Source organism: Vermiculatibacterium agrestimuris (genome assembly GCF_943193085.1).
Lineage (GTDB): Bacteria > Bacillota > Clostridia > Oscillospirales > Oscillospiraceae > Vermiculatibacterium > Vermiculatibacterium agrestimuris.
This window is the reverse complement of sequence record NZ_CALPCU010000015.1, coordinates 17,890-41,110: the sequence shown is the minus strand read 5'-3', so window position 1 is coordinate 41,110 and position 23,221 is coordinate 17,890. Positions and strand designations below refer to the sequence as shown.

26 protein-coding genes are annotated in these 23,221 nt (G+C 60.0%); 6 read left to right on the top strand and 20 right to left on the bottom strand.

The features are described from left to right. Positions 1-31: 31 nt before the first annotated feature. From hprK to NFR87_RS06795, 9 genes are all read right to left on the bottom strand, one after another. Positions 32-991 (bottom strand): HPr(Ser) kinase/phosphatase, encoded by a 960-nt coding sequence (hprK, locus tag NFR87_RS06835; protein ID WP_251448214.1) that lies wholly within the window; start codon positions 989-991, stop codon positions 32-34. 137 nt (positions 992-1,128) lie between these two features. Beyond that, positions 1,129-1,563 (bottom strand): Fe-S cluster assembly scaffold protein NifU, encoded by a 435-nt coding sequence (gene nifU, locus NFR87_RS06830; protein ID WP_251448211.1) that lies wholly within the window; start codon positions 1,561-1,563, stop codon positions 1,129-1,131. A gap of 15 nt (positions 1,564-1,578) precedes the next feature. Continuing rightward, positions 1,579-2,766: a cysteine desulfurase NifS gene (nifS, locus tag NFR87_RS06825; RefSeq protein ID WP_251448208.1), complete on the bottom strand. Its 1,188-nt coding sequence runs from the start codon at positions 2,764-2,766 to the stop codon at positions 1,579-1,581. A 127-nt stretch (positions 2,767-2,893) separates the two neighbouring features. Beyond that, a complete protein-coding gene (locus NFR87_RS06820; RefSeq protein ID WP_251448205.1) occupies positions 2,894-3,145 on the bottom strand; it encodes a spore coat protein in 252 nt (83 codons plus the stop codon). A gap of 13 nt (positions 3,146-3,158) precedes the next feature. Next, the gene (locus NFR87_RS06815; RefSeq protein ID WP_251448202.1) at positions 3,159-3,344 is read right to left on the bottom strand and encodes a ferritin family protein; all 186 of its coding nucleotides are present in this window, start codon (positions 3,342-3,344) and stop codon (positions 3,159-3,161) included. A 15-nt stretch (positions 3,345-3,359) separates the two neighbouring features. Then, complete coding sequence (locus NFR87_RS06810; RefSeq protein ID WP_251448199.1) at positions 3,360-3,929, bottom strand: hypothetical protein; 570 nt, start codon at positions 3,927-3,929, stop codon at positions 3,360-3,362. Between the two features lie 91 nt (positions 3,930-4,020). After that, positions 4,021-4,896: a DUF4097 family beta strand repeat-containing protein gene (locus tag NFR87_RS06805; RefSeq protein WP_251448196.1), complete on the bottom strand. Its 876-nt coding sequence runs from the start codon at positions 4,894-4,896 to the stop codon at positions 4,021-4,023. Beyond that, positions 4,880-5,470 (bottom strand): DUF1700 domain-containing protein, encoded by a 591-nt coding sequence (locus NFR87_RS06800; RefSeq protein ID WP_251448193.1) that lies wholly within the window; start codon positions 5,468-5,470, stop codon positions 4,880-4,882. The genes NFR87_RS06805 and NFR87_RS06800 overlap by 17 nt, the downstream gene beginning before the upstream one ends. Continuing rightward, positions 5,467-5,784 (bottom strand): PadR family transcriptional regulator, encoded by a 318-nt coding sequence (locus NFR87_RS06795; protein ID WP_251448190.1) that lies wholly within the window; start codon positions 5,782-5,784, stop codon positions 5,467-5,469. The genes NFR87_RS06800 and NFR87_RS06795 overlap by 4 nt, the downstream gene beginning before the upstream one ends. A 201-nt stretch (positions 5,785-5,985) precedes the next feature. Between NFR87_RS06795 and NFR87_RS06790 the strand changes: the two genes are divergently transcribed. The 3 genes from NFR87_RS06790 to NFR87_RS06780 are packed head-to-tail and all read left to right on the top strand — an operon-like array spanning position 5,986 to position 10,794. Beyond that, the gene (locus NFR87_RS06790; RefSeq protein ID WP_251448187.1) at positions 5,986-8,919 is read left to right on the top strand and encodes an acyl-CoA dehydratase activase; all 2,934 of its coding nucleotides are present in this window, start codon (positions 5,986-5,988) and stop codon (positions 8,917-8,919) included. Positions 8,920-8,921: 2 nt separating this feature from the next. After that, entirely contained in the window at positions 8,922-10,241 is a 1,320-nt protein-coding gene (locus NFR87_RS06785; RefSeq protein ID WP_251448184.1) for a 2-hydroxyacyl-CoA dehydratase, read from the top strand. After that, the gene (locus NFR87_RS06780) at positions 10,219-10,794 is read left to right on the top strand and encodes a GNAT family N-acetyltransferase (RefSeq protein WP_251448181.1); all 576 of its coding nucleotides are present in this window, start codon (positions 10,219-10,221) and stop codon (positions 10,792-10,794) included. The genes NFR87_RS06785 and NFR87_RS06780 overlap by 23 nt, the downstream gene beginning before the upstream one ends. Before the next feature lie 77 nt (positions 10,795-10,871). Here the strand turns inward: NFR87_RS06780 and NFR87_RS06775 are convergent, their stop codons facing one another. After that, positions 10,872-11,249 carry a DUF6465 family protein gene (locus NFR87_RS06775; RefSeq protein ID WP_251448178.1) on the bottom strand — a complete coding sequence of 126 codons (378 nt, stop codon included), beginning with the start codon at positions 11,247-11,249 and terminating at the stop codon, positions 10,872-10,874. 238 nt (positions 11,250-11,487) lie between these two features. On the opposite strand from NFR87_RS06775, the gene NFR87_RS06770 reads away from it, so the two are divergent. Then, complete coding sequence (locus NFR87_RS06770) at positions 11,488-11,694, top strand: hypothetical protein (protein ID WP_251448175.1); 207 nt, start codon at positions 11,488-11,490, stop codon at positions 11,692-11,694. Positions 11,695-11,715: 21 nt separating this feature from the next. Here NFR87_RS06770 and gltA read toward each other — a convergent pair whose 3' ends face one another. The 10 genes from gltA to NFR87_RS06720 all read right to left on the bottom strand — a co-directional run bounded on the left by gltA (position 11,716) and on the right by NFR87_RS06720 (position 21,918). Next, positions 11,716-13,104: an NADPH-dependent glutamate synthase gene (gene gltA / locus NFR87_RS06765; protein WP_251448172.1), complete on the bottom strand. Its 1,389-nt coding sequence runs from the start codon at positions 13,102-13,104 to the stop codon at positions 11,716-11,718. A gap of 14 nt (positions 13,105-13,118) precedes the next feature. Beyond that, positions 13,119-13,982 carry a sulfide/dihydroorotate dehydrogenase-like FAD/NAD-binding protein gene (locus tag NFR87_RS06760; RefSeq protein WP_251448169.1) on the bottom strand — a complete coding sequence of 288 codons (864 nt, stop codon included), beginning with the start codon at positions 13,980-13,982 and terminating at the stop codon, positions 13,119-13,121. Between the two features lie 181 nt (positions 13,983-14,163). Continuing rightward, complete coding sequence (locus NFR87_RS06755; protein WP_251448166.1) at positions 14,164-15,057, bottom strand: sensor histidine kinase; 894 nt, start codon at positions 15,055-15,057, stop codon at positions 14,164-14,166. A 16-nt stretch (positions 15,058-15,073) separates the two neighbouring features. Next, entirely contained in the window at positions 15,074-15,835 is a 762-nt protein-coding gene (locus tag NFR87_RS06750) for an ABC transporter permease (RefSeq protein ID WP_251448163.1), read from the bottom strand. Further along, positions 15,836-16,630: an ABC-2 transporter permease gene (locus NFR87_RS06745; protein WP_251448160.1), complete on the bottom strand. Its 795-nt coding sequence runs from the start codon at positions 16,628-16,630 to the stop codon at positions 15,836-15,838. It lies immediately after the preceding gene. Then, positions 16,623-17,546 (bottom strand): ABC transporter ATP-binding protein, encoded by a 924-nt coding sequence (locus tag NFR87_RS06740; protein WP_251448157.1) that lies wholly within the window; start codon positions 17,544-17,546, stop codon positions 16,623-16,625. Before NFR87_RS06740 ends, NFR87_RS06745 begins: the two co-directional genes overlap by 8 nt. A 100-nt stretch (positions 17,547-17,646) precedes the next feature. Beyond that, entirely contained in the window at positions 17,647-18,336 is a 690-nt protein-coding gene (locus NFR87_RS06735; protein ID WP_251448154.1) for a response regulator transcription factor, read from the bottom strand. 79 nt (positions 18,337-18,415) lie between these two features. Further along, positions 18,416-20,038, bottom strand: coding sequence for an Rqc2 family fibronectin-binding protein (locus tag NFR87_RS06730; protein ID WP_251448152.1), 1,623 nt, complete (start codon positions 20,036-20,038; stop codon positions 18,416-18,418). Beyond that, the gene (locus NFR87_RS06725; protein WP_251448150.1) at positions 20,039-20,443 is read right to left on the bottom strand and encodes a Mini-ribonuclease 3; all 405 of its coding nucleotides are present in this window, start codon (positions 20,441-20,443) and stop codon (positions 20,039-20,041) included. 101 nt (positions 20,444-20,544) lie between these two features. Next, positions 20,545-21,918, bottom strand: a complete 1,374-nt coding sequence (locus NFR87_RS06720; RefSeq protein WP_251448147.1) for an MATE family efflux transporter — start codon at positions 21,916-21,918, stop codon at positions 20,545-20,547. 242 nt (positions 21,919-22,160) lie between these two features. Here NFR87_RS06720 and NFR87_RS06715 point away from each other — a divergent pair, with 242 nt between their 5' ends. Both NFR87_RS06715 and NFR87_RS06710 read left to right on the top strand, forming a co-directional pair. Continuing rightward, positions 22,161-22,499 (top strand): hypothetical protein, encoded by a 339-nt coding sequence (locus NFR87_RS06715; protein WP_251448144.1) that lies wholly within the window; start codon positions 22,161-22,163, stop codon positions 22,497-22,499. Beyond that, positions 22,496-23,212 (top strand): PHP domain-containing protein, encoded by a 717-nt coding sequence (locus NFR87_RS06710; protein ID WP_251448141.1) that lies wholly within the window; start codon positions 22,496-22,498, stop codon positions 23,210-23,212. Before NFR87_RS06715 ends, NFR87_RS06710 begins: the two co-directional genes overlap by 4 nt. Positions 23,213-23,221: the final 9 nt, after the last annotated feature.

The window sequence follows — 23,221 nt, the reverse complement described above, 5'->3', positions numbered from 1 at the left end:
GGGGCGGCGATGCCGTCCCGCTTTTTCGCTCCTATTGATCCTCCCCGCTCTGCTCAGCCATCGCCTGGTCGAAGTGCCGGTTGATCTGGTCGGTAAAGGCTTGGGCAGCGTTATATCCCATGCGCTTATGGCGGTTGTTCATCGCCGCCACCTCAATAATAACCGCCAAATTCCGCCCCGGCTTCACCGGAATGGTCACCGAGGGCACCTCCACATCCAAAATGGTCGTGACCAGCTCCTCCAGGCCCAGGCGGTCATAGACCGCCCCGTCCCGCCAGGGCTCCAGATTCACCACAAGATCGATGTTGGCCTCATCCTTAACGGCGGCCACACCGAAAAGCCGCCGTACATCGATCACGCCGATGCCCCGCAGCTCCATGTAGTGACGGATCAGCTCCGGGGCGCTGCCCATGAGCTGAAAGGAACCCATCCGCTTGATCTCCACCGCATCGTCGGCAATGAGGCGGTGGCCCCGCTTGATGAGCTCGATGGCAGTCTCGCTCTTGCCCACGCCGGACTCACCGAATATGAGCACGCCCTCGCCATAGATCTCCACCAGTACGCCATGGCGGGTGATCCGCGGGCAGAGATAGTTGCGCAGGCCGGTGATAAGCGCGCCCATAAAGGCGGAGGTGGTCTCCGGAGAGCGCAAAATAGTCCTGTCGTACTTCTCCGCCATCTCCATGCACTCGGGAAAGGGCTCCATCTCCCGTGTGATGATAAGCGCTGGAATGTCATAACTCATGAACTGCTCGAAGACCCTGCGCCGCTCTTCGGAACTTGCTCCCTCCAGGAAGGTATGCTCCACCTTGCCCAGCACCTGAAGGCGCAGGGGATCGAAATAGTCAAAGAAACCGATGAGCTGCAGGCCGGGCCGGTTCACATCCTGTGTGCGGACAAGGTACTTCTCATATCCCTTTCCCTTCCGCAGCACTTCCAGGTGGAAATCCTCCACCAGCCGGGTCAGCTTTACACTGTATAGGCTCTCCATGGCGGCGCCTCCTTTTTCACCTTTTTAGTATAGCCCAGGTTGGGCGTCAACGCAACTGTTTTTCGTCCTCATTCTCATGAAAAAAGGGCCTAAAGAGGCGCAGCTCACGCCTCCTCAGGCCCTTCTCCTCTCTCCGGTCACAGACCGCAGGCGCAGCCGTGCTCCTCTCCTTCTGTGAACTTGCACGCCTCGGGAACCGGCAGCCCCTGCCGCTGGTAATAGTCGGCCAGCGCTGCCTTGATGGCCTCCTCCGCCAGCACTGAGCAGTGCATTTTATAGGCCGGCAGTCCGTCCAGCGCCTCGGCCACAGCGGCGTTGGTGAGCTGCAAAGCCTCCTCCACCGATTTTCCCTTGATCAGCTCGGTGGCCATGGAGGAGGTGGCAATGGCGGAGCCGCAGCCGAAGGTCTTAAACTTCACATCGACAATGATGCCGTCCTCGATCTTCAGATACATCTTCATAATGTCGCCGCATTTGGGGTTGCCCACCTGGCCCACGGCATCCGGGTTTTCTATCTCTCCCACGTTCCGGGGATGCTCAAAATGATCCATGACCTTATCGGAATACAACATGATTTGCTTCTCCTTTCAATGATACCAGACCGGTTTCTGGGTCTTGACGTCCCAGACCGGGGACATTTCCCGCAGCGCGTTCACTACCGCTGGGACTTCCCGAAGGATGTAATCCACATCCTCCTGGGTGCTCTCCCGGCCCAGGCTCAGCCGGAGGGAGCCGTGAGCCACCTCGTGGGGCAATCCGATGGCCAGCAGAACATGGGAGGGATCCAGAGAGGCCGAAGAGCAGGCGGAGCCGGAGGAGGCGCGGATCCCTCTGGCGTCCAGATGGAGCAGCAGGGCCTCCCCCTCCACCCCTTCAAAGATCAGGGACGCGGTGCCGGGAAGACGGTTTTCCCGGTCGCCGGTGACCTGGGCGCAGGGCAGCTTGGAAAGGCCGTCCAACAACTGATCCCGCAGCGCGGACAGGCGTTTGGACTCGCTGTCCAATTCATCCACCGCCTCCTGGAGGGCGGCGGCCATTCCCACGGCCCCGGCCACATTCTCCGTCCCGGAGCGCAGGCCCTTTTCCTGCCCGCCCCCATGGATGAGGGGCGGTAGCCGGAGCCCCCGGCGCATATAGAGCCCACCCACGCCGATGGGGCCATAAAACTTGTGGGCGGAGAAAGTCATCAGGTCACAGCCCCACTCCTTCACATCCACCGGGATGTGGCCCACCGCCTGCACAGCGTCCACATGGAAAACGACCCCCGCCTCCCTGGCGACCGCCCCAATGGCGGCAATGGGTTCGATGGTGCCGATCTCGTTGTTGGCCGCCATGACGGAAATCAGAATAGTATCCGGACGAATGGCGGCGCGCACCCGCTCCGGCTCTACCCGGCCCAGGCTGTCTACCGGCAGGTAGGTGACCTCATAGCCCAGCTTTTCCAAATACTGGGCAGTGTAAAGGACGGCGTGGTGCTCAATGGCGGTGGTGATAATGTGCTTGCCCTTGTTTTTCCGCAGCTCTGCCACGCCCTTCAGGGCCCAGTTGTCCCCCTCCGTTCCTCCGGACGTAAACAGCACTTCGCTGGGCTGTGCCCCGATGCATCGGGCGATCACAGCGCGGGCCTCCTCCAGGTCGGTCTTGGCCTGCTGGCCAAAGGCGTAAAGGCTGGACGGATTCCCAAATCGCTGCGCAAAAAAGGGCTCCATGGCCGCCTGCGCCTTAGCGGACAGGGGCGTGGTGGCGGCATGGTCTGCATATACGATCTTGGACATTCGAAAGCTCCTTTCTGAATGTAGTGGCCCCTTAATTCCTACCTATTCGCTATGATTATAATTCGATTTTCCGTTCTTGTCAATAAAAAATAGACGGAAGGCGGTGATCGCCTTCCGTCTACAGCCTTCAGGGCTTTTCTGCGTTGAACTTGTTGTAGGTCTCCGTGATTTTGCTCTGGGGCGCCGGCTCCACCGTGTACCAGCCCTTGGACTGGGCAGTCTTAAAGAGGGTCGTCTGCGTCATGTGGCTCTGGTTCAAAATTTTCAGGTACTCGTCCCGGAGCTTATCGTCCACACACTCCGAGGCAAAGGTGTTATAATTGGTGCTCATCTTCTTCTCGCTGAGGATCATGTCTGTGATACGTTCCTGATCGTTCATGGCCCTTCTCTCCTTACTGCAAAAAGTTCAGCAGGCAGTTGTAATTCTGCCGGTGCTGATCGGCGTACTGCTGAAAGCTGGTTTTCAGCTGGGCGTCCTCCGTCTCCTGCACGGCGGCCTGATACTTGGCACAGATGACCTTTTCAAAGGCCAGCTGGTCGCTGAGACCCGAGAGTTCTTTGGCGCTTAAATTGGGCATTGCTCTTCCCTCCTTTTAGATTTCGAGGGTAGTTTTTCCCAGCGTTTCAGAATTATGCAAAAGTTGAGGACAGCCACGGCGGGAAAACCGAAAGAGGACGTACCGCCTGTCGCCCAGCTCCTCGACCCGGCCCAGACAAAACAGCGCGGGAACAGGAAATGCCTCCCCCGGCGTGAAGGGCAGGGCCAGCAAAAACCCCTCCTCATCTCTGCGAAGCATGGCCCGCTCCACAGCGTGCAGGGCTCTGCGCAGGCCGGGCTCCCCCATGAGCTGGCCGGGACAGTCCGTCCACTGCCAGCCGGGTGGGTGATTTTGCGGCGCGGCGCTCCCCGCCAAAACCAGCTCTGCCCCCGTGGGCGGCCAGGCGCCCTGCCGTTCCAGCTGCTCCACCGGCATTGTCCGCCGCAGACGCAGGATGCCGCCCTCCGGGATAAGCGTGCCCAGCAGGGCTTTTCCTCTCTCCCCCAGGAGCCATGCCTTCCACAGTCCGCCCCTCCCGTCAGGACGGACAGCCCGGCAAAGAGCCTGTTCCCCCTCCCGGCACACAGTCACCACGCCATTGGGGCCGTCAAAACTCCACTCCACGCTGCAGCACCCCCTCTGGTCAGTCTATGCCGGGCCGGAGGTGGGCATGTCTAAGAAAAAAGGAGGAGAGCTTCCGCTCTCCCCCTCGCGCTTATGCGCCAAAATAAATTTGTACGTCCCCCAAAGCGGAGCTGGCCTCCAAGATGTTCTTGCCTGTGCCGCCTCGCTCGACGATGGTTCCCAAGCCGCCGTTGCGGTTCTCCCCATCCAGGTAAAGCTCTCCCATATTGGTCTCCAGCTCCCAGCTGTAATCCTCCCGTCCCCCCGGCAGATGAAGCTTCACGTCTCCCAGGTCGGTCTCCGTCTCCATCTCCTTGGCCCGAAGGCCCTGACAGGTCACATCTCCCAAGTCGGTGGAGAGATCGGCCTCTCGGGCCGTAATATCTCCCGTTACCTCGATATCGCCCAGGTCGGTAGAGATCTTCAGCTCGTCCAGCGCCGTTCCGGCGGGGAGCGTGATAACGGCCTTACAGTCGCCTCCAAGGCCGCCGGGCATTATACCGGGCCAGCTGTCGCTGGTAACGACAAGATGGCCGTCCGCCATCTCCCACGCCATGGAATAGTTGCTCAGCTCCCAGCTCAGGGAGACGCCGCAGGTCTCCCCCTCCTGGATCCAGACATCGGCGCAGTCCACGTCGACCTCTATGGAAGCGACGCCGCTCAGGGCGCCGCTCTCGATGTTCTGCGCCGCTCCTTTGCTCTCGCTTCCGTGGTGCTCCAGATGGATCCCGTGTTCACCCCCGATGTCCACGCCGGTGCCGTCCACATGGAATCCGTTTTCTCCGCCGATGTGGATGCCATCCCCCTTTGTCAGGACACGAGTCCAGCGGATGCTGTGCCAATTCTCTTCAAAATAGCGGTCAGTTTCTCCCCGGCCGCCCATAACAGCCCCCGCCACCATACACACAATGCCTACCGCCAGAAGCGTTCCCGCCACAGAGAGGCAGAACTTAACAAGCCTTTTCATCTTGGTAGCCCCCCTCCACAAAATTGCAACGGAACCAGTGGATCAGCTTTACCGCGCCCCACACCGCGGCCAGAGCCCCCGCCAGGAGGAAAAGGCCCACCGCCGTTGTGATCAGACCTCCGCCGCCCAAATAGAGAAGTCCACCAAAGGAAAGCTTCCCCACGCCGCCCATCACCAGACCCAGGCCCACTGTCACACACACCAGTCCGCCCAGACCCAGACCGAAGACCAGCCCCAGCAGCACCGGCCCCACAAAGATGGCCGCCGCCACAAGGATCAGGATAAAAAGCCAGCGGGGCATCCCGCTTCCGGTCTGGGGGATGTAGTCCCCCTCCTGCGACCCATAGGCGTAAGGTTCCGCCGCCGGGATCATGTTCTCCTCCGTCGGACGGCCCAGGATCTTCTCCGCCAGCCGCTGGGGAGAGCCCAGTTCCATCATGACCTCCCGCTCCCGTTCCGGGCCGGCCTCTTCAAAATATTCCGTATAATACCGCAGGATATCCTCCAGCTCCTCCTGCGATAAATAACCCGTCAACTCCGCCCGCAGCAGAAACAGATATTGCTCTACAGTCATCCTTCATCGCCCCCTGACAAGATTTTTGCCACCCGGCAAGTATAGTCCGTCCAATCTCGCCGGCACTCCGCTAAAAGCGCCCGCCCAGACTGGGTGATGGCATAATAACGCCGGTTTCGCCCCTGGAATTGCTGGTCATAAACCGCCAGACACCCATCCCGCTGCAATCGCCGCAGCACGGGATAGAGGGTGGATTCCGAAATATCGATCTCCTGCTTGAGCCGCTGGGTCAGGTTGTAGCCATAGGCGTCTCCCTGCTCTAAAATGGCCAGCACACACCCGTCCAGCAGCGGTGTGTTCAGTTGGAATACCACCAGCGCATCCCTCCTTCTTTATTTTCTTGCGATATTATATATGATATAATATCGTCTGTCAATCATTTCTTTTTCTGGTTTGAAAAACAGGGCCGGACTTATCCTTCCAGTTCCGTATGAAATAAACAGTTGTCAATCGGCATATTTTGCGATAAAATATAGGCTAACCAACTATGGAATGAGTTTTTCGAGGTGTATGCTATGAACCTTCGCGTCGGCATTGATATCGGCTCCACCACCGTCAAGGTGGTGGTGCTGGATGAAAATGACACCCTTCTCTTCCGCTCCTACGAGCGGCACTTCTCCAAGACCCGGGAGCGGGCGGCTCAAACCCTGCGCTCCATTCAGGACATGCTCTCCGGCAAGGACGTACATATGGTCATCACCGGCTCGGCCGGTCTCGGCGTCAGCAAGGCCAGCGGCATCGACTTTGTCCAGGAGGTCTATGCCACCGCCGCCGCCGTCAACACCTTCGTCCCCGGTACCGACGCGGTCATTGAGCTGGGGGGCGAGGACGCCAAGATCATTTTCTTTGGCGGGGCGCTGGAGGAGCGAATGAACGGCTCCTGCGCCGGAGGCACCGGGGCCTTTATCGACCAGATGGCCTCCCTGCTCAACGTGTCTATCGACGAGCTGGACGCCCTCTCCCTCAAGCACGAAAAGATCTACCCCATCGCCTCCCGCTGCGGCGTGTTTGCCAAAAGTGACATCCAGCCCATTCTGAATCAGGGCGGGCGAAAGGAGGACATCGCCGCCTCCATTTTCCAGGCGGTGGTGGATCAGACGGTGGCCGGCCTTACCCAGGGCCGGGAGCTGAAGGGCAAGATCGTCTTCCTGGGCGGCCCCCTCCACTTCCTCATGGGTCTGCGGGAGCGGTTCGTAGACACCCTGCAGCTGGACGCCGAACACGCCGTGTTCCCCGCTGACGGCGACTGCTTCGCCGCCATGGGCGCGGCCCTCTGCTCCACCGACTATGCCCCCCGCCCCTTTGAGGAATGTCTGCGGCTGCTGGAGGAGAGCGTGGACGCCACCGGTTCTCTGGACGTGATGCCCCCACTCTTTACCGACCAGGCCGACTACGACGCCTTCCTCCGCCGCCACAACGCCAACCATCCTCCCCAGGCCGACCTGTCCGCCTATACCGGGGATGCCTGGCTGGGCATCGACGCCGGCTCCACCACCACGAAAATGGCCTTGATCGACCCGCAAGGCGGTATCCTTTACAGCTATTATCACTCCAACCAGGGCAACCCTGTGGCCATTGTGCTGGAGCAGCTCAAGGAGATATACCGGCTTTGCGGAGACCGGGTGACCATCATGGGCTCCGCCGTCACCGGTTACGGCGAGGAGCTGATCAAAAACGCCTTCCAGTGCGACCTGGGCCTAGTGGAGACCATGGCCCATTATAAGGCCGCCGCCCACTTTAATCCCGATGTGGACTTTATCATCGACATCGGCGGCCAGGACATGAAGTGCTTTAAGATCCGCAACGGCGCGGTGGACTCCATTATGCTCAACGAGGCCTGCTCCTCCGGCTGCGGCTCCTTCATTGAGACCTTTGCCAAGGCCCTGGGGTACGATATCGCCGCCTTTTCCAAGCTGGGCCTCTTCTCCCCCCGGCCGGTGAACCTGGGCTCCCGGTGTACCGTATTTATGAACTCCTCGGTAAAGCAGGCCCAGAAGGACGGAGCCAGCGTGGAGGACATCTCCGCCGGTCTTTCCATCTCCATCGTGAAAAATGCCGTCTATAAGGTCATCCGGGCCGCCAACGCCGACGACCTGGGCAGGAATATCGTCGTCCAGGGGGGCACCTTCCTCAACGACGCTGTTCTCCGGGCCTTTGAGCAGGAGCTGGGCCGGGATGTGGTGCGGCCCACCATCGCCGGACTTATGGGTGCCTTTGGCGCCGCCCTGGCCGCCCGGGATCTTCACCTGGAGCGCTCCGATTTGTTAGGCGAAGAGGCTTTACAGTCCTTCACCCACAGCGCCAAGCCCGCCACCTGCAATCTGTGCACCAACCACTGCTCCCTGACGGTCAACCAGTTTGATGGGGGCCGCCGGTTCATCTCCGGCAACCGCTGCTCCCGGCCCCTGGGCAAGGAAAAGCAGCAGCTACCCGACCTGAGCACATACAAGTATAAAAGGCTGCGGGCTATGGAGGGCAAGGGCCAGGGCTCCGGGATCCGGGGGCGGATGGGGATCCCCTTCGGCCTCAATATGTATGAAAACCTGCCCTTCTGGTACGAGTTTTTCACCCGGCTGAATTTTGAGGTCGTCCTCTCCCCCGAGTCCTCCCGGAAGCTCTACATCAAGGGCCAGCACACCATCCCTTCGGACACGGTGTGTTACCCCGCCAAGCTGCTCCACGGCCATGTGGAGGCCCTGGTGGAGATGGGTGTGGACGCCATCTGGTATCCCTGCATGTCCTACAACTATGACGAGGGCATCGGCGATAACCACTATAACTGCCCCGTGGTGGCCTACTATCCGGAGCTGCTCTCCGCCAATGTGCCTGTTTTAAAACAGACCCGTTTCCTTTTCCCCTATGTGGGCCTCTGGCGGCACAAGGACTTTGAAAAGCGGATCTCCTCCATTATGGAGGAGGAATTCTCCATTCCGAAGAAGGAGACCGTTGCCGCGGCCCGGGCCGCCTTTGACTCCTACGACGCCTATAAGAAAGACCTGTGGGCCAAGGGCCAGGAATATATCGCCTATGCCCGGGAACACGCCCTTCCCATCCTGGTTCAGGCGGGCCGGCCCTACCATATCGACCCGGAGATCAACCACGGCATCAATGACCTTATTACCGGCCAGGGCTTCGTGCTTATCACAGAGGATGCGGTGAGCCACCTGGAGGGCTATGAGACCCGCAAGGTGCTCAACCAGTGGACGTTCCAGTCCCGGATGTACAACGCCGCCCGGTATGTCTGCTCCCAGCCGGATATGCAGCTGGTGCAGCTGGTCTCCTTCGGCTGCGGCACCGACGCCATCACCGCTGACGAGGTGCGCGCCATCCTGGAGGAGGGCGGCAAGCTCTATACCCAGCTGAAGATCGACGATATCAACAATCTGGGAGCGGTGAAGATCCGCATCCGCTCCCTTATGGCCGCCATGGACGCCCGGAAAGGAGTGTAACTATGGCTGAACTGAAATACGACAAGACCGGCCGGCTCCTCTTCACCAAGGAGATGAAGGAGGAATACACCCTTCTCATCCCACAGATGCTTCCCGACCATTTCGCCATGCTGGTCAGCATCATCCGTGGCGAAGGCTACAAGGTGGAAATGCTGGAAAATACCGGCCGGCCCGTCATCGACGCGGGACAGAAATATGTCCACAACGATGCCTGCTACCCTGCGATCCTGGTCATCGGCCAGCTCATTAACGCCGTCCAATCGGGAAAGTATGACCCTCACAAGGTGGCTTTGGTCATCACCCAGACCGGCGGCGGCTGCCGGGCGAGCAACTACATCCACCTGCTGCGCAAGGCCCTGGAGAAGGCCGGGCTCGCCTTTGTGCCCGTCATCTCGGTGAACCTGTCCGGGCTGGAGAGTAATCCCGGCTTCAAGCTGAGCCTGGGGCTTTTGCGAAAGGTGGTTTATGCCATCATCTACGGCGACCTCATCATGAATGTGGCCAACCAGGTGCGGCCCTATGAGGTCACCCGCGGGGACACAGACGCCGCCGTCCAGCGCTGTATGGACTTCCTGCTCCAGGATATGGACAGGGGCAAGGGCATGTCATTTAAGTCCATGAAGGCCAACTTCGACCGCATCACCGCCGAATTCAAGACCATCCCCGTCACCGGCGAGGAGAAGGTGCGGGTAGGTGTGGTAGGCGAGATCTACGTGAAATATGCTCCCTTGGGTAACAATGACCTAGCTAATTTTCTCCTCTCCGAGGGGGCGGAACCGGTGATCCCCGGCCTGATGGACTTTATCATCTTCAAGGTAAACAACCGCGAGGTGGATGTGGGCCTCTATGGCGGCAAGTGGATCAAGGAAAAATTCTGCCATTGGCTGCAAAACTACCTGATGAAGTACCAGCACGCCATGATCGACGCCTTAAAGCGGGGCGGCTTCCGGGCCCCCGGCGACTTCAACGAGCTCCACAGCTATATCAAGGGCTATCTGGGCGAAGGCAATAAGATGGGAGAGGGCTGGCTCCTCACTGCCGAGATGCTGGAGCTCATCCATACCGGCGTGCCCAACATCGTGTGCACCCAGCCCTTTGGATGTCTGCCCAACCACATTGTGGGCAAGGGCATGATCCGCAAGATCAAGGACGACTACCCCTGGTCCAACGTGGTGGCCATCGACTATGACCCCGGCGCCACCCGCATCAACCAGGAAAACCGCATCAAGCTCATGCTGGCCAACGCCCGTGCCCTGGCCAAGGAGCAGCGCAGCCACGAGGAGAAAGAGGGCGAAGCGGATGCTGCCGTCTCCCTCTCCTGACGAGCTTCGGCTGGTGGACGCCGTTACAGAAGAGCATTTTACCGCCATGTCTCTCATCCATGCTCTGGGCTGGCGGGACACCTATAAGGGCTACGTCCCCGACGAATATATGGCCCGGGAAATTACCGACGGGCGCTGGATAAAGGTATTCCGGGAAAACTACAAGACCGGCGTTTGTAACGGCCTTCTGCTTTACAGAGGCGGCGTCCCAGTGGCCTGCATCAATTACTGCCGGGCCCGGAAGAGCAACTACAACACCGGAGAGGTCTGCACCTTTGAAAACGCAGGCTACGAGGACTGGGGTGAGATCGCGTCCTTCTATACCCACCCGGCAGAGCGGGGCAAGGGCTACGGCGGGATCCTTATGACGCAGGCCCTGGCCCGGCTGAAGGCGGCGGGCTACCGCAACGCCTTCGTCTTTGTCCTTCGGGAAAATGAAAAGGCCCGGAAGTTCTATGCCGCCCACGGCTTTTCCTGGGATGGCACTCACGCCGATATCCACTTCCCTCCCGACACGGTCTGCGTGGATCTGCGGTATGTTCGGAGTTTATAATAAAAAGCGGACGACCTGATCAGGCCGTCCGCTTTTTATCTCTGCTTTGGTATTTTCTGTAGCTGGTTTGCGGCAACTCAGATGATCGCCTTACCGGTATCCTTGCCGTCGACCACATAGTAGGCAGCGCCATCCTCGGGTTTCACATAGACCTCCAGGGATTTGACGCTCTTTTTTCCGGCGGCGGTCTTTACAGCCTCCAGGATCGCGTCCATGTCCATCTGACGGCCCTGGTACTCCACAAACACCTTCACAGCAGTGGACGCCTTGGGCGCGGCCTTGGTGGTGGTCTTCTTGGCGGCGGCCTTGGTCTTCACGGTCTTGGGGGCAGCCTTCTTTGCGGCGGATTTAGTCTCGGAAACAGCGGGGGTCTTGACGGCTTCGGCCGTCACAGGGGCCTTCAGGGCCTCAGGGGTCTTGACGGGGGTCTCCGCTTTCTTCACGGTTTTCGCCATACTCATAGAACTCCTTCATTCACGGCTCTTGGCCGCTTGATATTACAGTTTATTCTATCAGAATTTTCAGGAAATGGAAGTAGAAAAACGACTATTTTCCAAGAAATTTCCATTCTTTTTCCGCCGCTTTGAACAGATTCAGGGCGTTTACAGGGTATTCTTCCCCGCTGGGCGAAAAATAAGTCCCTCTACACCTCTCCATAGAAAACTGCGTAAACTGGCTCAAGGGGGAATGCGGGTGAAAAGCTGTCAGGGAAGCGGCAATAACCAGGGGCTTTTGCTGCTGGCCACGCTGGCCTCTATCCGCATCGCCCAGGGGCTGAACGCGGAGCAGATCGAGCTGCTGTCCGCCTTCTTCGAGGTGCTGGGCGACAACCTGGCGCTCCTCATTGCCCCCAGCTGGGGGGACGCCTGTCTGGACAGGAAAAAAGACGGAGAGGGATGACCTCTCCGTCTTTTTCCGTTTTTATTTGCCGCTGAGATACTCGTCCATGGCCTGGGCGGCTTTCTTACCGGCGCCCATGGCCAGGATCACGGTGGCCGCGCCGGTGACCGCGTCGCCGCCGGCATAGATGCCGTCCCGGGTGGTCTTCATGGTGTCCTCGCTGACCAGTAGGCAGCCCTTGCGATTGGTCTCCAGCCCGGGGGTGGTGGAGCGGATGAGGGGGTTGGGGCTGGTGCCCAGGGCCATGATGACCGCATCCACGGGCAGGAAGAAGTTGGAGCCGACCACTTCCTTGGGAGAGCGGCGGCCGCTCTCGTCGGGGGCCTGGAGGCGCATGCGGATGCACTCGATCTGGCAGACCTTGCCGTTTTCGTCGCCCAGGATACGTACAGGGTTGCAAAGGAGCCGGAAGTCGATCTCCTCCTCCTTGGCGTGGTTGACCTCCTCCCGGCGGGCGGGCATCTCCTCCTCGTCCCGGCGGTAGAGCAGGTAGACCTTTTCCGCGCCCATGCGCTTGGCGCATCGGGCGGCGTCCATGGCCACGTTGCCACCGCCCACCACGGCCACAGTCCTGCACTTTTTCAGGGGCGTGTCATAGTCGGGAAGATAGGCCTTCATCAGGTTCACACGGGTCAAGTACTCGTTGGCGGAGTATACCCCCGCCAAGTTCTCCCCCTCAATGCCCATAAACATGGGCAGGCCCGCACCGGAGCCGACGAAAACAGCCTGATAGCCCTGCTCCATCAGCTCGTCGATGGTGATGGTGCGGCCCACCACCACGTCCAGCTGAAGATCCACGCCCAGGGCCTTGAGCTTATCCACCTCGCTCTGAACGATGGCCTTGGGCAGACGGAACTCAGGAATACCATAGACCAAAACGCCGCCGGCGGTGTGGAAAGCCTCGAAGACAGTGACCTCATAGCCCCGCTTGGCAAGATCGCTGGCGCAGGTAAGACCGGCGGGGCCGGAGCCTACCACCGCCACCTTGACGCCGTTGGACTGGGGCTTCTCCGGCAGGGCGTTGACATTTTTCAGGTACCAGTCGGCCACAAACCGCTCCAGGCGGCCGATGGCCACGGCCTCGCCCTTGATGCCCCGGACACAGCGCTCCTCGCACTGGTTCTCCTGGGGGCAGACCCGGCCGGAGACGCAGGGCAGGGCGTTGGTGTCGGAAATGATCTCATAGGCGGCCTTGAAGTCTCCCTCCGCCACCTTGGCGATGAAATCGGGGATGTGGATGTTTACCGGACAGCCGGCCACACAGGGCTTGTTCTTGCAGTTCAGGCAGCGGCGGGCCTCCTCGACAGCCTGCTCCGGCGTGTAGCCCAGGGAGACCTCCAGGAAGTTTTTATTTCGTACAAGGGGCGCCTGCTCTTCCACAGGCGTCTTGGTCAAACTCATATTCGGCATATTCGCTTCCTCCTTTAAGGGATCAGGGCCTTGCCCATCTGCTCCAGCCGGCAGGTGTGGTGGCCCTCTTCCCGCTGGGCAGCCTCCTCTTCCCGGTAGACCGCGTTGCGGTTCATCAACTCGTCAAAATCCACCTGGTGCCCGTCAAAGTCAGGGCCGTCAACGCAGGCGAAGCGCACCTTTCCGCCCACAGTGCAGCGGCAGCAGCCGCACATGCCGGTGCCGTCGATCATCAGCGGGTTGAGGCTGACAACGGTGGGGACGCCGTAGGGCTCGGTGGTCTTGCACACAAACTTCATCATAGGGATGGGACCGATGGCGATGACCGCATCGTACTTCTTCCCGCCGTCGATCAACTCCTGGAGCTTCTGGGTCACAAGGCCCTTCTCGCCATAGCTTCCGTCATCGGTCATGAGGTAAAAATTGTCACAGGCGGCCTTGAACTCCTCCTCCAGGATCACAATGTCCTTGGAGCGGAAGCCGGCGATCACGTCCACCTTCATTCCACTGCCGAAGTTCTCCTTGGCCTGGGGAAACGCAATGGCACAGCCCACGCCGCCGCCAATGACACAGATGCTTTTGGCGCCGGCGGGAAGCTCCGTCGGCACGCCCAGGGGGCCCACGAAGTCCAAGATCGTATCTCCCTCATTCAGGTCGCCCAGCAGCCGGGTGGACAGGCCCACCTTCTGGAAGATGATAGTCACTGTTCCCTTGGCAGGGTCATGATCGGCGATGGTGAGGGGCACCCGCTCCCCCATCTCGTCTACCCGGAAGATAATGAACTGGCCGGGCTTGGCCTTTTTTGCAATAAGGGGCGCCTCGACCTCCAGCAAAGTCACAGTGGGGTTAAGCGCCTTTTTTCTTACAATTTTTACCATTTAAAAACGACCTTTCTCATTGGGGAATGTCGGTCAACAATATCGTTAAAACTTTAGCAGTTTCCCTCCTGCTTGTCAAGCAAAAAGGCGAATTTCCAGCCTTTTCAGGTGGAATTCGCCATCTTTTGCCGTATATTCTATACTTGTCAGTTTAAATATCGGACTCTCAGGAAAATATTTTTCAACATTTCCAGATGAGGATCACGGAAAACAGACCCTCCGCCAACTCCGCCCTGACCTGTCCCCCCATCTGCTCGGTGAGAGATTTGACGATGGCCAAACCCAACCCGGTGTTTCGGCCGGAACGGGTCTGGTCGGAGGTGAAGAAGCGGTCAAAGACATGGGTCAAGTCCTCCTCCCCCAGCTCTGGGGCGCCGTTGGTGAATACGGTCTCCACCGCCCCTCCCACCTGCCGGGCGGAGACGGTCAGGGTATCTCCCCCGTGCTCCAGGGCGTTGCGGATCAGATTGGTATAGACCCGCGTCATGGCCGCCCGGTCTCCCCAGACGGCGGGAAGGCCGTCCGGCAGCTCCACCGTGACCTGAAAGCGCTGCTCCAGCTCGTCATAAAAGGCCGCCAGCAGCTCTCCGATCACTTCTTTCAGCTCCACCTGCTCCCGGATGATGGGGTACTCCCCCGCCTCCAGGCGGCTCAGGTCGTAAAAGCTGGTGATGAGGCTTTGCAATACCCGGGCCCGGCCCTCGATGATCTCCAGATACTCCCCCCTCTGCGCCTCGGTGGTCTGGTCGCTCTCCAAAAGCTGAAGATAGCCCAGAATGGAGGTCAGGGGGGTGCGCAGATCGTGGGAGACGTTGGCGATCTGCCGGCGCAGAGCTTGCTCCCGGCGGCGGAAGTCGGCCCGCTCCTCCTCCCGCTCCCGAAGGAGGGCGTTGATCTCGGAGAGAAGGGCCTCCGTAGGCCCATGGGGGGCCGCAAGGCGCAATGGCGCGGCATTCCCCTCAGAACGCCGCGCCTTGAGCTGGGCCGTGCCCGCTTTCAGGTTTTGCTTCAGCGCATAGAGACGCAGGAGCAGAAGCAGGCACACCAGCGCCAGCAGTCCCACCAGATAGCCCATACCCCGCGCTCCTTTCTCACTTGATCTCCCGCTGATTGAACGCCGCCAATCCCACGGCTGTGGTGACCACGATCCATCCCACGCCCACCGCCAGGCTCCAGCCCAGGGCGGGAAGTACAGGCTCCCCGTTGACAGGCTCGTAAATTCCACGGAACGGGGAGACAAAATGCCAGTAGCTGAAGAAATTCCACAGGTGGGAATCGGTATGCGTACCGGGCGCCATAAGCGCCAGCGGCACGGTGAAAAACAGAAGGATATAGTTCAGCGCAATGGCTCCGGCGCCGCTTCGGATCAGCGTCAGAAGGCAGAACGACAGGGAAAGGCTGGCCAGCCACAGCGGCAGGACGATCAAAGTTCCCCGAAGGCAGAGCTCGGCACAGGCAAGGACGTTCTCCTGCCCCCCTCCGCCTCCGGTCAAAAGGCCCAGCAGCAGATAAAAGCTCAGCACGATAAGGGCTGACGCCGTCCCCGCCGCGCCCCCCAGGAGCAGCTTGCCCAGGTAAATGCGGCGTCTGGGGATCCCGAAGACGATCTCATTTTTCAGCGTTCCACGGCCGTACTGGTCGTCAAAGACCCGACTGGCAAAAACAGGGGCCAGAAAGAACCCCAGGATCAGAGAGACCAGATAGGCTATGGCATAGACCCCAAAGGTAGGCTCCTCATACCAGGCGGAGGGAATAAACATGGTGGCGATCAGAGCCAGCAGCACACCGAAGGCGATGAAGATCCCCTTTGTCCGGCGAAGCTTATACCATTCGGCAGAGAGATAGTTGAGCATTTAATTGATCTCCTTCTTCCGGAAGCCCACAAGCCCCACCAATGTGGAGACCGCCAGCCAGCCCAGCCCCAAGGCCCAGGCATAGCCCATCAGGCTCTCAGGGCTTTGCGTCCGCATCAGATTGAAGGGGGTGTTAAGAGAAATGGTCGTCATCAGTTTCTCCAAGGGCTCCAGAGCGGGGATGAACATGCTCATCAGTGACAGAAAACCGCCGCCCAAAAGGCCGATGACCATTACATAGACCACCGTGGCGGCAGTGGAGCCCCGGAGGAGAAACTGGAGCATAGTGAAAAAGCCAAGCCCGCCCAGCCACAGGGGAAAGGCCGCGGCCAGGCAGAGTCCAAAGGTGCGCAGGCTCTCTCCGAGCCTGTCCGCCCCGGTGGGAAAGAGCGCGAAGGCCAAAAGCAGGTAGCCGCCCACCAGCACCGCGCACATAACCACCGCCACCAGCACAGAGGAGAGCAGCTTTCCCAGATAGATGCGCAGGCGGGGCAGGCCGAAGGAGACCTCATTTTTCAGCGTATTGTACTTATACTGCTCAGAGAACACCATGTCGGCAGCGATCAGGCAGAAATAGAGCCCCACGGACAGCGCCATGGCCAGGACGCCCAAAAGCTCAGGGACTGAGACCCGCTGTATGATGATCATACCGTCCCCCGTCTGGCTCTGGTGCATCCCCTCCACCCGCAGAAGGAGCATAAAGGCCCCCGCCAGGGCCAGGATCGCGGCCAAAAACAGATAAAAATACTTCCTCCGAAAAGCCTTATAGCACTCGGCATTGAGATACTTAACCATGGCGGACACCTCCGATCAGGTTCAGGAAGTAGTCCTCCAAATTGGCCCCCCGGTGCTCCATGCCGTAGAGGGAAATGCCCTGAGAAATGAGCAGATTGGTCACCCGCTGAGGGGATTCCAGCCCCTCATAGAGGCGGATCACTCCGCCGGGCAGCACCTCGAAGTCACGGCAGCCCAGCTCCCGCTCCATGAGGGCGGCGGCGCGGGGCGCGTCGTCCACCTTCAGCTCCAGGCAGTCCCGGCATTTCTCCGCCAGCTGCGCCGCCGAGAGCTGCTCCAGCATCCTGCCGCTGTCGATAAAGCCATAGCAGGTGGCCAGATTCTGCAGTTCGGAGAGGATGTGGCTGGAGATGAGGATGGTGGTCTGATATTGGCGGTTGAGCTCCAGCAATAGATTGCGGAACTCCACGATGCCCTCCGGGTCAAGACCGTTAATAGGCTCATCCAGCAGAAGGAACTCCGGGCGGTTCATCAGCGCCAGCGCCAGGCCCAGCCGCTGCTTCATGCCCAGGGAAAAGGCTTTGAACTTCTTCTTGCCCGCATCGGCCAGGTTGACCTGCTCCAGGGCGTCGTCCACGGCGCTCTTCCCCGCCACGCCCCGCTGGCGGCGGTAGTATTCCAGATTCTCACGGGCGCTGAGATAGGGGTAGAAACTGGGGATCTCCACCATGGCGCCTGTGCGGGCGCGTGCGGCAGCCAGCTCCTTGGCGCCGGTGGCTCCAAAGAGCTCCACCTCGCCGCCGGTGGGCACTGTCTGAGCGCACACCATGCGGATGATGGTGGTCTTCCCCGCCCCGTTGCGGCCCACCAGGCCGTAGATCGCGCCCTTGGGGATGGCGATATTGGCATGATCCACTGCCACAGCCGCGCCGTAGCGTTTGGTGAGATCACGGGTAACAAGTACATGTTCTGTCATCAAGTATGACCTCGCTTTCCTGAATGTGCCCTTAGCTTACAGCAAAGTCAACAAGAGAGCTTGAAGCCAAAGTGAAGAAAAAGTGAAGACGCGCCCGCGCTCACACTTCCGCCATTTTGAAGCCGATGCCCCAGACGGTCTTGATATACTCCTTATCGCTGGCCTTCGCCAGTTTGGAACGAAGGTTGGAGATGTGGACGTTCACCGTGTTGTCGTCTCCCATATATTCCTCCCCCCAGACCCGCACATAGATCTGCTCCCGGGTAAAGACCTTTTTGGGGTATTCCATCAGCAGCGTCAGGATCTCAAACTCCCGGGCGGTAAGGGCGACCTCCTGTCCCTCCACGGTGAGGGTCACGCCCTCCCGATCCAGCACCAGGCCCCCGCAGGTGAGCACGCCTCCCGCCTGGGTGGGCGCGAACTTCTTATAGCGGCGCAGCTGTGCCTCGATGCGGGCCAGCACCTCAGCGTTCTCAAAGGGCTTGGGAATAAAGTCGTCCGCCCCCAGCTTCAGCACGTTCACCCGGGCCTCCACCCCCGCCTTGGCGGAGAGGACGATGATGGGCATGGTCTTGCCCTGGCGCAGCCGGGCGATGAATTCCTCCCCGGTGAGGCCGGGGAGCATCAGATCCAGGAGGATCAGGTCGTAGCTGTACTGCTCGGCCAAAAGGGCGGCCTCACTGCCGGAAAAGGCGGGACGGCAGTCATAGCCCGCATCGGTGACGATCCTGCACAGCAGATTGTTGATATCCGGGTCGTCCTCCACCACTAAAATGTGAAAGGTGTCCATGGCTGTCCCTTCCTTTCGGGTTTTTTCTCCATTATACCCCAGCGGCAGGCAAATGATCTTAATTTTTCCTAAGTTTTCTTCACTTGACCCGCAGCCGCTTTGCCAACTCCCGGTCGGGCTGGGCCATGATGGTCTGATAGGTGGTGTAGGTCACCATACCCGGCCGGGCGCCGGCGGGCTTTCTCACGTAGCGGACTTGGGTACAGTCCACCGCCACCTTGCCCGCCTCCCGGCCCTGGGAGAACCAGGCCGCCAGGGAGGCCGCCTGGGCGACGCTCTCCTCATCGGGCTGTCCCCCCTCCGTCCATAGGATGACATGGGCGCCATGGAGCTTCTGGATGTGGAACCACCAGTCCCACTTCCCCGCCCGCTTGGTGGTGAGCTGGTCATTCTGGGTATTGTTTTTCCCCACACTGATGCGCAGCCCGGTATCGGAGCGAAACTCCATCGGCTTGCCGGCCAGATGCCGGCTTCCCTTCTTATCCGTCCTCTTTCGGCGCAGGTATCCCGTCTCGGTGAGCTCCTGACGTATCTCCTGCAAGTCCCGCTCCCCCTCGGCCAGAGCAACGCTCTCTAACACACTGTCCAGATAGGCCAGGTCGGCCTCGCCCTTCTCTATCTGTAAAGTTAAAGCACTTTCCCCATTCTTGGCCTTATTGTAATCCCTATAATATTTGGCGGCGTTCTGCTGCGGGGTGAGCAGCGGATCCAGGGGGATCTCCACCTCGCCCGCGTCAGGGGCGTAATAGTCCTGAAGTGTCACCGAGGCGCGGCCCTTCTCCAGCAGATGGAGGTTGCTGGTGAGGATGTCCCCCAGCTCCCGAAGCCGTTCCCGGTCTTTTGTGCGCGCCAGCTCCAGCTTCTGGTTTTCCAGCTTCCGGGCGGTGCGCTCCCGGGCGGTACGCACCGCGCGCAGCAGGTCTTCTCCCCGCTGCCTGGCCTGCTCCTGCCGCTCTCTGGTCTCGTAGAACTCGTCCAGCATCTGCCCGAAGGTGGGATATTCCCGCAGCTCGGTATTCGGGCCGTATTGGAGGATGGGCAAAAAGGAAAAATCCACCGGCCTGCCCTCCCGGATCAGCATGGTCGGTGTGGAGGGATATTCCTTTACAGAGTCCCAAAGCCGGGACACCTGCTCCTCCAGCACCCCCTCCTCTCCCCGAAAGTGCAGCTCCCGCTCAATGAGCGGCGGCACGCCGAAGCGGGGCTGGGGAGGCTGATAAAAAAGGCCGGGCAGGAGCTGCCTGGCCCAGGTGGTGATGTCCCCCTCCACCCGCCGGACGCAGTCCACGATACGCCCCTCGGCATCCAAGAGCAAGAGGTTGGCGTGGCGGCCCATGGCCTCCAACACCAGGGCCCGCTCCACCCGGTCGCCCAGCTCGTTCAGGGCCTCCAGACGCAGCTTTACCGTCCGCTCCATATAAGGCTGCTCGATGTCCAGGATACGGGCGCCAGTGAGGTGCTTGCGCAGGAGCATGCAAAACATGGGCGGCTTGTCCGGATTCTCCCGCTCCAGAGTGGTCAGGTGGATGCGGGGATGGCTGGGATTGGCGGACAAGAGCACCTTCACATTCCCGGCAGGGCCCCGGACGGCCAGGATCACATCCTGGGCGCCGGGCTGGTGGATCTTGTCGATTTTTCCGCCCAGGATGGCGGCGCGCAGCTCCGTCAGCACGGCGGAGAGGCACAGAGCGTCAAGAGCCATTTACTCTTCCTCCATCATCATTTCAAACAGCTCGTTGAGCCGCTCCTTCTCCCCCCGAAGCCAGAGCCAGCCGAAAAGGGCCTCCAGCGCCGTGGCGGCCTGGTACTCTCCCCTGCTGGCGTTTTGAGGGATGGAGTGGGGCGAGGCGTTGCGGCCCCGGCGGAACACATCCTGCTCCTCCTGTGACAGAAAGGGCTTGATCTTCTCCGTCATCTGGGCCTGGGCGGGCGCGGCGACATAGTGTACCGCCGCCTTGTGAAGACCCTTCGCGGTGGCCTTTCCGTGGAGGCAGAGCCAGGAGCGCACCATCAGCTCAAAGACGGCGTCCCCCAGATGGGCCAGACCCAGGCTGCTGATCTGGTCGAGGGTCTCCTTCGAGGCGGCAAGCTGGAAATAGTCGGTCATGAAGGTCTTCCCTTCCTTCTTCTAAGTCAAGGCAAGTATACCCCAAAACAAAAAAATAGGCAAGGGCCTCCCGGTGAGAGGCCCTTGCCTGAAAGACGTATTCAGGAGGGCAGCGGGTCGTCCAGAGGGCCAATGACCTCCCGGATGATCTTGCGGTTAAAGAGCATACACATGACCACCGCCGAGAGCTCCGCGATGGGAAAGGCCAGCCACACCAGCTCCAGCCGCCCGGTGAGAGACAGGAGAAAGGCCGCCGGGAGGAGCACCACCAACTGGCGGACGATGGAGGTGACCATGCTCAGCACCCCGTGGCCCAGGGCCTGGAACACCGAGCCGGAGACGATGCCGTACCCGGCGAAGACAAAGCAGGTACAGATGATCCGCAGGGCGGGCTCGCCGATTTCCAGCATCTCATCGGAGGCGTTGAAAATGCCCAGCAGCTGGGCCGGGATAAGCTCCGCCACCGCCAGACCCACCGCCATGATGCTCACCGCCGCGATAATGGCGAGCTTCCGGGTCCGCAGGATACGCTCCCGGTTCCGGGCGCCGTAATTGTATGCGATGATGGGCACCATACCGTTGTTCAGGCCGAACACCGGCATAAAGATAAAGGACTGGAGCTTGAAGTAGATGCCAAACACGGCGGTGGCCGCGTCGGTAAAGCCCATCAGGATCTTATTGATCCCAAAGACCATCACCGAGCCGATGGAGTTCATCACGATGGTGGGCACGCCAACAGAGTAGATCCGTCCGACGACCTGTCCCCTGGGCTTTAAATACTTCAGGCCAAAGGTCAGCTCCCGATTCACCGCCAAATTGAAGATGATGCCCAGGATAGCGCCCACGATCTGCCCCGCCACCGTGGCCACGGCTGCCCCTGCCACTCCCATGGTGGGAAAGGGCCCCAGGCCAAAGATGAGCACCGGATCCATGATGATGTTGATAACAGCCCCCACTCCCTGGGTGGCCAGAGTATAGATGGTATTTCCCGTAGACTGGAGCAGCCGCTCACACATGATGCCGATGAAAAGGCCCATGGAACAGGTACAGCAGATGGTGAGGTACTGCGTTCCCTGCTCCACGATACCGGGAATGTCGGTCTGCACCAGGAAAAATGTCCTGGGCAGGAGCAAACCCAGAAAAATGGCGGCTATCGCGCTGACAAAGGCCAGGAACAGACCGTTTCCCGCCGCCTCATTGGCCGCCTCAAAGTTCTTTTCACCCAGGCTCCGGGACAAAAGGGCGTTAACGCCCACCCCTGTGCCCACCGCCACGCCGATCATCAGGTTTTGCAGCGGAAAGGACAGGCTCACGGCATTGAGAGCGTCCTGACTGAGCTGGGCCACAAAATAGCTGTCCACCACATTATAAAGGGCCTGCACCAGCATAGATATCATCATGGGCAGGGACATGGTAAACAGAAGTCTGCCCACCGGCATGATCCCCATCTTGTTTTCTCTGATCTGTTCCGACATAAAAACCTCCCGGATCTCACGCAAAAAGGCCGCAGCCTCTGCTGCGGCCCTTTCGGACATTCACATTGTTGCCCATTATACAGGAATCCATTTTTTTCGTCAAGTAGTTGTTTCTTCTCCCCGCATATGGTACAATAAGATTGTGAAGTTTTTCACCTTCCCTTTTCCTCTTGCAATATTCTAAACTCGATGGTATAGTTTTATGGGATCATTTTATCTTCGCGCAGCAAGGAGGTGTTCCTATGCCCCTGCAGGCCCTGATCGACGCGCTTTCTCTCACCGTATTTCACCTGGATCAGCCGGAGCGGCAGGTTACCGGTGGCTACTGCGGCGATCTGCTCAGCTGGGTCATGGGCCGGGCCCAGGCCGACGAGGCCTGGCTCACCATCATGTCCAACGGCAATGTAGCGGCCGTGGCCGCCCTCACTGACTGCGCCTGCGTCATCCTCACTGACAGTGTTCAGCCCGATCCGGATCTTCTGGTCAAGGCCAAGGCCCACGGGATCAATTTGCTGGGCGCCGGCGCAGAGACCTATGAGACCGCCCTGGCTTTGGCGGAGGCGCTGAGGGCCAAGGCATGAGGTTGTCCTTCGATCTACATATGCACTCCTGCCTCTCCCCCTGCGGCGGTGAGGATAACACCCCTGCCAACCTGGCGGCCATGTGCGCACTGGCGGGGTTACAGGTGGTGGCGCTCACCGACCACAACACCACGGGAAACTGTCCCGCCTTTTGCGCCGCCGCCCAACGCCATGGCTTGCTGGCCCTTCCCGGTATGGAGCTGACCACCCGGGAGGACGTTCATGTGGTCTGCCTCTTCCCTGACCTGCCCGCCGCCCAGCGCTTCGACGGCTATGTCCGCGCCCGCCTTCCAAACATCGGCAATGACCCCGCTTATTGGGGCCGCCAGCTTTTGATGGACGACGGGGACAACATTCTGGGCGAGGAGACCGCCTTTTTGGCCGGCGCCGCCGACATTGGCGTCTACGACGTTCACGCATTGGCGGCGTCCTACGGCGGAATAGCTTTTCCCGCCCACATCGACCGTTCCGCCTTCTCTCTGCTGGGCGCTTTGGGTTTTTGGGATCCGGACATGGGCTTTCCCCTGGCAGAGCTCACCCCCCACTGCCCCCCGGCGCTGCGGGAGCGGCCGGATCTGAAGGGCGTGCCCTTCATTGTAGACTGCGACGCCCACTATTTGAACCAGATCCCCGACGCCCACCAATATATGGACTTGCCGGAGCCTACCGCGCACGCGGTTTTGGACTGGCTGCGCCGGGGCGGAAGATCATAATACAAGCAA

Coding starts and splice junctions, on each gene's coding strand:
- hprK (WP_251448214.1), bottom strand. CDS start 991: ATGGAGAGCCTATACAGTGTAAAGCTGACCCGGCTGGTGGAGGATTTC.
- nifU (WP_251448211.1), bottom strand. CDS start 1,563: ATGTTGTATTCCGATAAGGTCATGGATCATTTTGAGCATCCCCGGAAC.
- nifS (WP_251448208.1), bottom strand. CDS start 2,766: ATGTCCAAGATCGTATATGCAGACCATGCCGCCACCACGCCCCTGTCC.
- NFR87_RS06820 (WP_251448205.1), bottom strand. CDS start 3,145: ATGAACGATCAGGAACGTATCACAGACATGATCCTCAGCGAGAAGAAG.
- NFR87_RS06815 (WP_251448202.1), bottom strand. CDS start 3,344: ATGCCCAATTTAAGCGCCAAAGAACTCTCGGGTCTCAGCGACCAGCTG.
- NFR87_RS06805 (WP_251448196.1), bottom strand. CDS start 4,896: ATGAAAAGGCTTGTTAAGTTCTGCCTCTCTGTGGCGGGAACGCTTCTG.
- NFR87_RS06800 (WP_251448193.1), bottom strand. CDS start 5,470: ATGACTGTAGAGCAATATCTGTTTCTGCTGCGGGCGGAGTTGACGGGT.
- NFR87_RS06790 (WP_251448187.1), top strand. CDS start 5,986: ATGAACCTTCGCGTCGGCATTGATATCGGCTCCACCACCGTCAAGGTG.
- NFR87_RS06785 (WP_251448184.1), top strand. CDS start 8,922: ATGGCTGAACTGAAATACGACAAGACCGGCCGGCTCCTCTTCACCAAG.
- NFR87_RS06780 (WP_251448181.1), top strand. CDS start 10,219: ATGCTGCCGTCTCCCTCTCCTGACGAGCTTCGGCTGGTGGACGCCGTT.
- NFR87_RS06775 (WP_251448178.1), bottom strand. CDS start 11,249: ATGGCGAAAACCGTGAAGAAAGCGGAGACCCCCGTCAAGACCCCTGAG.
- gltA (WP_251448172.1), bottom strand. CDS start 13,104: ATGCCGAATATGAGTTTGACCAAGACGCCTGTGGAAGAGCAGGCGCCC.
- NFR87_RS06760 (WP_251448169.1), bottom strand. CDS start 13,982: ATGGTAAAAATTGTAAGAAAAAAGGCGCTTAACCCCACTGTGACTTTG.
- NFR87_RS06755 (WP_251448166.1), bottom strand. CDS start 15,057: ATGGGCTATCTGGTGGGACTGCTGGCGCTGGTGTGCCTGCTTCTGCTC.
- NFR87_RS06750 (WP_251448163.1), bottom strand. CDS start 15,835: ATGCTCAACTATCTCTCTGCCGAATGGTATAAGCTTCGCCGGACAAAG.
- NFR87_RS06745 (WP_251448160.1), bottom strand. CDS start 16,630: ATGGTTAAGTATCTCAATGCCGAGTGCTATAAGGCTTTTCGGAGGAAG.
- NFR87_RS06740 (WP_251448157.1), bottom strand. CDS start 17,546: ATGACAGAACATGTACTTGTTACCCGTGATCTCACCAAACGCTACGGC.
- NFR87_RS06735 (WP_251448154.1), bottom strand. CDS start 18,336: ATGGACACCTTTCACATTTTAGTGGTGGAGGACGACCCGGATATCAAC.
- NFR87_RS06730 (WP_251448152.1), bottom strand. CDS start 20,038: ATGGCTCTTGACGCTCTGTGCCTCTCCGCCGTGCTGACGGAGCTGCGC.
- NFR87_RS06725 (WP_251448150.1), bottom strand. CDS start 20,443: ATGACCGACTATTTCCAGCTTGCCGCCTCGAAGGAGACCCTCGACCAG.
- NFR87_RS06720 (WP_251448147.1), bottom strand. CDS start 21,918: ATGTCGGAACAGATCAGAGAAAACAAGATGGGGATCATGCCGGTGGGC.
- NFR87_RS06715 (WP_251448144.1), top strand. CDS start 22,161: ATGCCCCTGCAGGCCCTGATCGACGCGCTTTCTCTCACCGTATTTCAC.
- NFR87_RS06710 (WP_251448141.1), top strand. CDS start 22,496: ATGAGGTTGTCCTTCGATCTACATATGCACTCCTGCCTCTCCCCCTGC.